This is a genomic window from Brevundimonas sp., assembly GCF_036677305.1.
GTDB lineage: Bacteria > Pseudomonadota > Alphaproteobacteria > Caulobacterales > Caulobacteraceae > Brevundimonas.
This window is the reverse complement of the sequence record NZ_JAKFEB010000056.1, coordinates 1-7,788: the sequence shown is the minus strand read 5'-3', so window position 1 is coordinate 7,788 and position 7,788 is coordinate 1. Positions and strand designations below refer to the sequence as shown.

General features: G+C 69.2%; 9 protein-coding genes. 4 read left to right on the top strand and 5 right to left on the bottom strand.

Annotated features, from left to right (window positions below):
* Nucleotides 1-217: 217 nt before the first annotated feature.
* Nucleotides 218-826, top strand: a complete 609-nt coding sequence (locus V6M42_RS03470; RefSeq protein ID WP_332677183.1) for a YdeI/OmpD-associated family protein — start codon at nucleotides 218-220, stop codon at nucleotides 824-826.
* On the opposite strand, the gene V6M42_RS03465 is transcribed toward V6M42_RS03470, so the two are convergent.
* Entirely contained in the window at nucleotides 811-1,416 is a 606-nt protein-coding gene (locus V6M42_RS03465; RefSeq protein WP_332677181.1) for an SOS response-associated peptidase family protein, read from the bottom strand. The genes V6M42_RS03470 and V6M42_RS03465 overlap by 16 nt on opposite strands.
* A 132-nt stretch (nucleotides 1,417-1,548) precedes the next feature.
* Between V6M42_RS03465 and V6M42_RS03460 the strand changes: the two genes are divergently transcribed.
* Nucleotides 1,549-2,949, top strand: a complete 1,401-nt coding sequence (locus V6M42_RS03460; RefSeq protein ID WP_332660560.1) for a dicarboxylate/amino acid:cation symporter — start codon at nucleotides 1,549-1,551, stop codon at nucleotides 2,947-2,949.
* On the opposite strand, the gene V6M42_RS03455 is transcribed toward V6M42_RS03460, so the two are convergent.
* Nucleotides 2,946-3,437 carry a VOC family protein gene (locus V6M42_RS03455; RefSeq protein ID WP_332677179.1) on the bottom strand — a complete coding sequence of 164 codons (492 nt, stop codon included), beginning with the start codon at nucleotides 3,435-3,437 and terminating at the stop codon, nucleotides 2,946-2,948. The genes V6M42_RS03460 and V6M42_RS03455 overlap by 4 nt on opposite strands.
* A 100-nt stretch (nucleotides 3,438-3,537) precedes the next feature.
* On the opposite strand from V6M42_RS03455, the gene V6M42_RS03450 reads away from it, so the two are divergent.
* Complete coding sequence (locus V6M42_RS03450) at nucleotides 3,538-3,885, top strand: arsenate reductase (protein ID WP_332677177.1); 348 nt, start codon at nucleotides 3,538-3,540, stop codon at nucleotides 3,883-3,885.
* A 98-nt stretch (nucleotides 3,886-3,983) separates the two neighbouring features.
* Complete coding sequence (locus V6M42_RS03445; protein ID WP_332677175.1) at nucleotides 3,984-4,580, top strand: DUF2726 domain-containing protein; 597 nt, start codon at nucleotides 3,984-3,986, stop codon at nucleotides 4,578-4,580.
* Between the two features lie 20 nt (nucleotides 4,581-4,600).
* On the opposite strand, the gene V6M42_RS03440 is transcribed toward V6M42_RS03445, so the two are convergent.
* From V6M42_RS03440 to V6M42_RS03430, 3 genes are all read right to left on the bottom strand, one after another.
* Complete coding sequence (locus V6M42_RS03440; RefSeq protein WP_332677173.1) at nucleotides 4,601-6,880, bottom strand: glycoside hydrolase family 3 N-terminal domain-containing protein; 2,280 nt, start codon at nucleotides 6,878-6,880, stop codon at nucleotides 4,601-4,603.
* 71 nt (nucleotides 6,881-6,951) lie between these two features.
* Nucleotides 6,952-7,311, bottom strand: a complete 360-nt coding sequence (locus tag V6M42_RS03435) for a c-type cytochrome (protein WP_332677172.1) — start codon at nucleotides 7,309-7,311, stop codon at nucleotides 6,952-6,954.
* A 24-nt stretch (nucleotides 7,312-7,335) separates the two neighbouring features.
* Nucleotides 7,336-7,788, bottom strand: a 453-nt coding sequence (locus V6M42_RS03430; RefSeq protein ID WP_442880917.1) for a Vgb family protein, incomplete at its 5' end; no start/stop codon positions are given.

Sequence of the window (7,788 nt, the reverse complement as noted above, 5' to 3'; positions counted from 1 at the left end):
TCCGGCGACTGCGGTCGCACCGCCGCCACGGACAACCTGCTCTCCGGCCTTCGCGCCATCCGCGATCGCATTCCCCGCCTTCCGGACGCTGCCGGGTGACCGAAGTCGTCAACGCCGGGATTCAGGCATGCCGCGAAACGAGGCCGCCATTGCGTCCCCCGCCCGGAGAGTGAACCATCGCGGGAGGGCCGCGCTCGAGCGATGGAGGGGATGGGGCATGGGAGTGAAAGGGCCGATCACCGTCGATCCCGGGCACGTGCACGAGTTCGTGGACGCCGCCGCCTTCTATCGATGGCTGGGCGGGCATCACGACCGCGAGGACGAGGTCTGGATCAAGATCCACAAGGTCGCCTCGGGCCTGCCGTCGATCACGCCGAAGGAGGCCGTCGACGTCGTCCTGTGCTGGGGCTGGATCGACGCCGTGCGGAAGAGCCTCGACGAGACCAGCTATCTCCAGCGCTACACGCCGCGCACGAGGAAGAGCATCTGGAGCCGGATCAACGTCGACAACGTCGCCCGTCTGGTCGCCGAAGGGCGGATGACGGAGCATGGCCTGAAGGAGGTTGAGGCCGCAAAAGCCGACGGCCGCTGGGCCCGCGCCTATGGCGGCAGCAAGGACATGGCCATTCCGGACGATCTCCAGGCCGCCATCGACGCCGAGCCGAAGGCGAGGGAGATGCTGGGCAAGCTCAGCGCCCAGAACCGCTTCGCCCTGGCCTTCCGCACCCACAATATGAAGACCGAGGCCGGGCGGAAGAAGAAGATCGCGGATCTGGTCGCCATGCTGAAGCGGGGCGAGACGCCGCATCCTCAACGGAAGAGCTGAGGCTCCGCGGCGTCCGTCTGCGGGGGGAACACGCGCTCCACGGCGAGGCTGCCGCCGGGCAGGGGCGCAAGGAGCTCGTTTTCGGGCGTCGTCAGCTCCAGCCATTCCATGACGCGACGGGTCGGGTGGATCACGATCTGGCGGCCGTGGTACGGCGCGATGTCAGGCCCCGGCTCCGTCGTCAGCATGGCGAAGGCGTTGTCGCGGATGACGCCGGCGATCCAGAACACCGGATTGTCCGTCAGGGTGAAAAGCCATTTCGTCTTGCGCTTCTGACCCGGCAGGGCGTCGGTGAATTCGTAGAAGCCGTCGGCGGGGATCGCGCATCTGAGGCTGTTGGCGAACGACCGGTCGTCAGAGCGGAAGTTGAACACCGGCCGCCCCTGCGGCGAGGTCCAGGCCCATTTCACGGTTCTGAGCGCAACGCCGGTCGCCGTCCGGGTCAGCAGCGGCGCGGAATCCCCGATGCGTATCTCGTCCCGCGGCTCGATGTTCGGGCGGCCCTCGGGGAATTCCAGAGGAACGCCGATCTGGCGGATTTCCTCGAACGGCTGGTCCGCGAAAGGCCGGAAGCGGTAGGTGTTGCACATGGATCAGGCGGCTCCGCGGCGATGACCGATCCTTCTATCGGGTCGCGCAAGCGAATTCAGCCTGTGGGATTAGGTGCGATGACTCCATAGTCTGTCGGGAATCGCGCTGACGCGCGGTCAGGGGGACACGGCATGGCCCGAACGCCGACGACATCCGACACGCCGCGCAAGCGCGCGCCCCGGCCCGTGAAGATCGCGCCGGGCGTCGCCGTCGAGGCCGCCCCGCTCGTTCCGCCGAAGAAGGCGCCGATCTGGACCCACCTCTATTTCCAGGTGCTGGTCGCCATCGGCCTCGGCGCCCTGATCGGCCATTTCTGGCCCGCGTTCGGCGAAAGCCTGAAGCCGCTGGGCGACGCCTTCATCCGGCTGGTGAAGATGATCATCGCCCCGGTGATCTTCCTGACCGTGGCCACGGGCATCGCCCACCTGCGGGACCTGGGCAAGCTGGGCAAGGTGGTGGGCAAGGCCTTCGCCTATTTCCTGACCTTCTCGACCCTGGCCCTGATCGTCGGCCTGATCGTGGCCAATGTGGTGCGGCCCGGCGCGGGCATGAACGTCGACCCGGCCACGCTCGATCCGGCCGCCGTCGCCCAGTACGCGGACAAGGCGCACGACACGACCATCGTCGGCTTCCTGATGAACATCATTCCCGAAACCGTGGTCGGCGCCTTCGCCGGCGGCGAGATCCTGCAGGTGCTGTTCTTCGCCATCCTGTTCGGCATTTCGCTGGCCGTCATCGGCGACCGCGCCCAGCCGGTCATGACGGTGCTGGAAAGCGTGTCCGAGGCCTTCTTCAAACTGGTCGCCATACTGATGAAGGCGGCGCCGATCGGGGCGTTCGGCGCCTTCGCCTTCACCATCGGCCGCTACGGCATCGAGTCGGTGATCAATCTCGCGGCGCTGGTCGGGACCTTCTACCTGACCTCGGCCCTGTTCGTGGTGGTGGTGCTGGGCGCGGTGGCCCGGGTCAACGGCTTCTCGATCTTCAAGCTGATCCGCTATCTGAAGGAGGAGCTGCTGCTGGTCCTCGGCACCTCGTCGTCCGAGGCGGCCCTGCCCAGCCTGATCGAGAAGCTGGGCCGCGCCGGCTGCGACAAGTCGGTGGTCGGGCTGGTCGTGCCGACGGGCTATTCGTTCAATCTGGACGGCACCAACATCTACATGACCCTGGCGGCCCTGTTCATCGCCCAGGCCTGCGGCGTCGACCTGTCGCTGGGCGACCAGCTGCTGCTTCTGGCCGTGGCCATGCTGAGCTCCAAGGGGGCGGCGGGCGTTACGGGCGCCGGCTTCATCACCCTCGCGGCCACGCTGGCGGTGGTGCCCTCGGTGCCGGTCGCGGGCATGGCCCTGATCCTCGGCGTCGACCGCTTCATGAGCGAATGCCGGGCCCTGACCAACTTCATCGGCAACGCCGTCGCCACCATCGTGGTGGCGCGGTGGGAGAAGGGTCTGGACCGCGAGGCGCTGGACCGGGCGCTGTCGGGCGCGCCGGGCCCGGTCGCCGTCGGAGCCGTGCAGGCGGACGAGGACTAGCCGCGCGCGGCGCGCTCCAGCGCGGCGATGTCCAGCCGTTTCATGTCCATCATGGCGTCGAACACCCGTTTCCGGACGCCCTCGTCGGGATCGGCCAGCAGCCGGTTCATCGCATAGGGCACGATCTGCCAGGACAGGCCGTAGCGGTCCTTGACCCAGCCGCACTGCTCGGCCTCGGGCACGGCGGACAGGGCGTCGGACAGGCGGTCGACCTCGGCCTGGTCCTCGCAGTCGATCTGCAGCGAGATGGCCTCGGTGAAGTTGAAATGCGGCCCGCCGTTCAGCGCCGTGTAGCGCGCGCCGCCGAGGGTGAACTCGACCAGCAGCACGTCGCCGGCCTTGCCGCTGGGGTAGTCGCCCGGAGAGCGGATGACGGCGTCGATGCGCGAATCCGGCAGCAGCGACACATAGAAGCCGACGGCTTCCTCGGCCTGTTTGTCGAACCAGAGGCAGGGAATGACCTTCTGGCGGGGAGGGAGGGCGGTCATGGGCGTCTCCTTTTTCTGACGGGGCGTTATATTAAACTAATAGGTTAAATGCAAGCCGGACGGCTTGCGATCCCGGCGCGTCGCCGCCACACAGGCCGCCATGACCCCGATTCTCTACGGCATCCCCAACTGCGACACCGTCAAAAAGGCCCGCGTCTGGCTGACCGGGCATGGCGTGGCCCACGACTTCCACGACTACAGGAAGGCCGGGATCGACCGCGCCCGTGTCGAGGGCTGGGTGGCCGAGCACGGCTGGGAGACGGTGCTGAACCGCGCCGGCACGACGTTCAGGGCCCTTCCGGACGCCGACAGGGCGGACCTCGACGCGGCGAAGGCCGTCGACCTGATGCTGGCCCAGCCGTCGATGATCAAACGGCCGGTGCTGGATCTGGGCGGGCGGACGCTGGTGGGCTTCAAGCCCGACGCCTATGCGGCGCTCGTCGTCTGAGCGGCCGGGGCCGGCCCGTTAGCCTTGTCGTTTAAGCGGTCCGCAATCCCCGACCCGCAAGCTCGAACGAACGCAATTCGCGCAAGGACATGGATCCCGTGTCGGATCAGCAGACCGTTCTCGTCGTCCTGATCATTCTGGCGGCCTTCCTCGCAGGGCTGAGAGCCTCCCGCCTGACGGCGCGTCGGAAATCCGGCTGGCGGGGCCGGACGGAACCCGTGCGGACGGGGGCGTCGCGATCCGATCGCGGGGTTCCCGACGCCGCGGAACAGCTTCGAACCGTGATGTCCGCGGCCTTCCAGCGCCAGCGTCTGATGTCGAACGACGAGGCGCGCGTCTTCAAGACCGCTGAGGCCGTGGTTCAGCGTCTCGATCTGAAGTGGCGGGTCATGGCGCAGGTCAGTCTCGGCGAGGTGCTGTCCACGCGCGACCCGGCGGCCTATGCGGCCATCAACAGCAAACGGGTCGATATCCTGCTGATTTCCGGCTCGGGACACCCCGTCGCCGCGGTCGAATACCAGGGCAGCGGCCACTACCTCGGCACGGCCGCGGCAAGGGACGCCGTGAAGAAGGAGGCGCTGCGGCGCGCCGGGGTCGCCTGGATCGAGGTCACGCCGGGCCACGACATCGCCGATCACCTGACCCGGGAGTTCACGCGGATTTCAGCGGACAAGGCGCTGGGCGTCGCCGCCTGAGCGGGGCGTATCGGTTCCGGTCAGCGCGTCAGGTTGAACTGGACCGCCGTTCCCGACTGGGCGTCGGCGCTCAGCCAGACGTCGAACAGGCCGGGCTCGGTCGTCGGACGCAGGTCCGGTCCGAGGAAGGCCAGTTCGGCGAAGGTCAGCGGCAGGGTCACCTCCAGTTCGCCGCCCGCCGGCACGGTCACGCGCCGGAACCCCTTCAGCAGCCGGACGGGCTGGGTGATCGAGGCGACCCTGTCGCGGATATACAGTTGCACGACCTCGGAAACCGCCCGGTCGCCGGGGTTGGTCAGGGTCACGCTCGCCGTGATCTCGCCGTTCCAGGCCATGGTCGGGGCCGACAGCCGCACCGGGGACCAGTTGACGGCGCCATAGGTCAGGCCGTGGCCGAACGGATAGAGGGCCAGATGCGGCGCCTCGCGGAATTTCGCGGTGAACTCCGTATCGGTCGGCTGCGACGGCCGTCCCGTGGCCTTGTGGGCGTAGTAGAAGGGCGACTGGCCGGACCGGTGGGGGAAGCTGACCGGCAGCCGCCCCGTCGGCGCGTGGTCGCCAAACAGGACGTCCGCGACGGCGTTCCCCGTTTCCGACCCCAGGAACCAGGTCACCAGGACGGCCGGGGCGTCCCTGACGGCGCCGGCCAGCTCCATGCCGCGCCCGTTGCGCAGCAGCACGACCACCGGCTTTCCGGTGGCGGCCACGGCCTGGGCGAGCGCCAGCTGCGGCTCCGGAACGCCGATGTCGACGCGCGATTTGGACTCCGCGGACATCTCGCCCGACTCGCCGACAGCCAGCAGCACCACATCGGCCTGTGAGGCGGCCAGGACGGCGGCGTCGATCCCGCCGGCGATGGGCGCCTCGACGTCCGAACCCTTCACCACCGCCAGGCTGGAGCCCTCGCCCAGCGCGGCGCGCAGACCCTGTTCCAGCGACACCGCCAGCTTCGGATCCTTGAAGATCGACCACGGCCCGAACAGGTCGGTCGTATCCGCCCCGAACGGACCGATCAGGGCGTAGCGTTTGCCGCTCTTCGGCAGGGGCAGCAGGCCGCCCTCGTTCTTCAGCAGCACGATCGACTTTCGGCCCGCCTCCCGCGCCAGGGCCAGATGTTCGCGGCTGCCGTGGACGCGGCGCTCGGTGCGTACGTCCGAGCCGCGGTAAGGGTTGTCGAACAGGCCCAGCGCCGCCTTGGTCATCAGCACCCGCCGCACGGCCTCGTCGACCCGCGCCACCGGCACATCGCCCGACTGCACCAGTTCGGGGATGTGTTTGAGGTACAGGCCGCTCTTCATCGACATGTCGACGCCGGCCATCAGGGCCAGCCGGGCGGCGTCGCGTCCGTCAGCCGCATAGCCGTGGGCGATCAGCTCCTGTTCGGAGGTGTAGTCGGAGACCACGAAGCCGGTGAAACCCCATTCGCCGCGCAGGATGTCGGTCAGCAGCCATCTGTTGCCGCTCGCCGGAACGCCGTTCAGGTCGTTGAAGGCGCTCATGGTCGACAGGGCGCCCGCGTCGAAGGCGGCCTTGAAAGGCGGCAGATAGACCGAGCGCAGCTCCTGCTCGCTCATGTCGGTGGAGTTGTAGTCCATGCCCGCCTCGGCGGCGCCGTAGGCCGCGAAATGCTTGGGACAGGCCAGCAGCGACGACCAGGCCTTCAGGTCGTCGCCCTGGAAGCCCCGCGTCCGCGCCGCGGCGAACAGATTGCCCAGCAGCACGTCCTCGCCCGCGCCCTCGACGACCCGGCCCCAGCGCTGGTCGCGGCCGACGTCCACCATGGGGGCGTAGGTCTGGTGCACCCCGGCGGCCCCGCCCTCGACGGCGGCGGCGCGCGCCGTGCGCATGGCCAGATCCGTATCCCAGCTGGCGGTCTCGCCCAGAGGCACGGGGAAGGTGGTGCGCAGGCCGTGGACGATGTCGGCGGCGAACAGCAGGGGTATGCCCAGCCGGCTGTCCTTCACCGCCATGTCCTGCACCATGCGGGTGGTCGCGGCGCCGACGCCATTGAACAGGGCGCCGATCCGGCCGGCGCGGATATCGGCGGCGATGGCGGACTGGTCGGGGTTGAAGTCGCCGGGGTTCACGCCCTCGGGCCGCCATCGGAAGGGGTCGTTCAGCAGGTTCAGCTGCCCGGCCTTCTCCTCGATCGTCATCCGGGCGATCAGGGCGTTGACCCGGTCCAGAGCCGCCGCCGCCTGCGCGGCGGCGATACGCGGCGCCATGACCAGTCCGGCCGCCATCGCGCCTCCGGCCAGAAGCGCGCGGCGGGTCGGGGCGGGGAAGGGGGCGTAGCGCATCTGTAACCGGTTCCACTCGACGGGAGGCCCAGACCTAACGACCGGGGGCGCCCCCGCCTAGCCTGGGCCGATCACATCCCGTTGCGAGCGGCCGCGCCCGAACGCCTCAGCCAGTCGATCAGCAGCCGTCTCTCGGCGGCCGGGCCGCCCTGATAGGGCATGGTGGTCCCGGGCACGACGGCGTCCGGATCCGACAGGAAGCGCTCCAGCGTCGGGGCGTCCCACGTCAGACCCTGCCGGCCCGCGGCCTTCATGGCGTCCGAATAGGCGAAGCCCGGGATCGCGCCGGCGCGCCGCCCGAATACGCCCTGCAACCGCGGCCCGGACTCCGCATCGGCCTGCAGGGAATGGCAGGCCAGACAGCGTTGGAAGGCGCGTTCGCCGGGCTCGACCGGGCTCTGCGGCGGGACCGCGAGGATGAAAGCCGCCATCAACAGCCAGGTCGCCGTCACGCCTCAGCCGCCGTACCGGATGACCACCAGCCGGTCCGTGCCGGACTCGGCGCCCCAGACCTCGCCGGGCCGGCCCAGCATCTGGCGCACATTGGCTCCCGGACGGTCGCTCGGGAAGCTCTGGAACGTCTCGGTCGCGGGGTCGAAGCGGACGATGGCGTTGGCGGCGAAATCGGTCAGCCAGACCTTGTCGGTCTCGTCGACATAGACCGAATAGGTCCTGGGCGCCTCGCCCGGCAGTTTCCAGGTCCGCCAGCTGTTGTCGCGGGGATCGTGGACGCTGACGTTGCCGCTGTTCCACTCGCTGACCCAGATCCGGCCCCGGCTGTCGGGCCAGACGCGCCGCGCGCCCTGGTTCGGGGTGGGCGGCTCGACGACGGTCGCCTCGCCGGTATCGAGATCGACCTTCGCGATATGACTGCCGGCCAGGGAGGCGTACCAGACGTCGCCCGACGG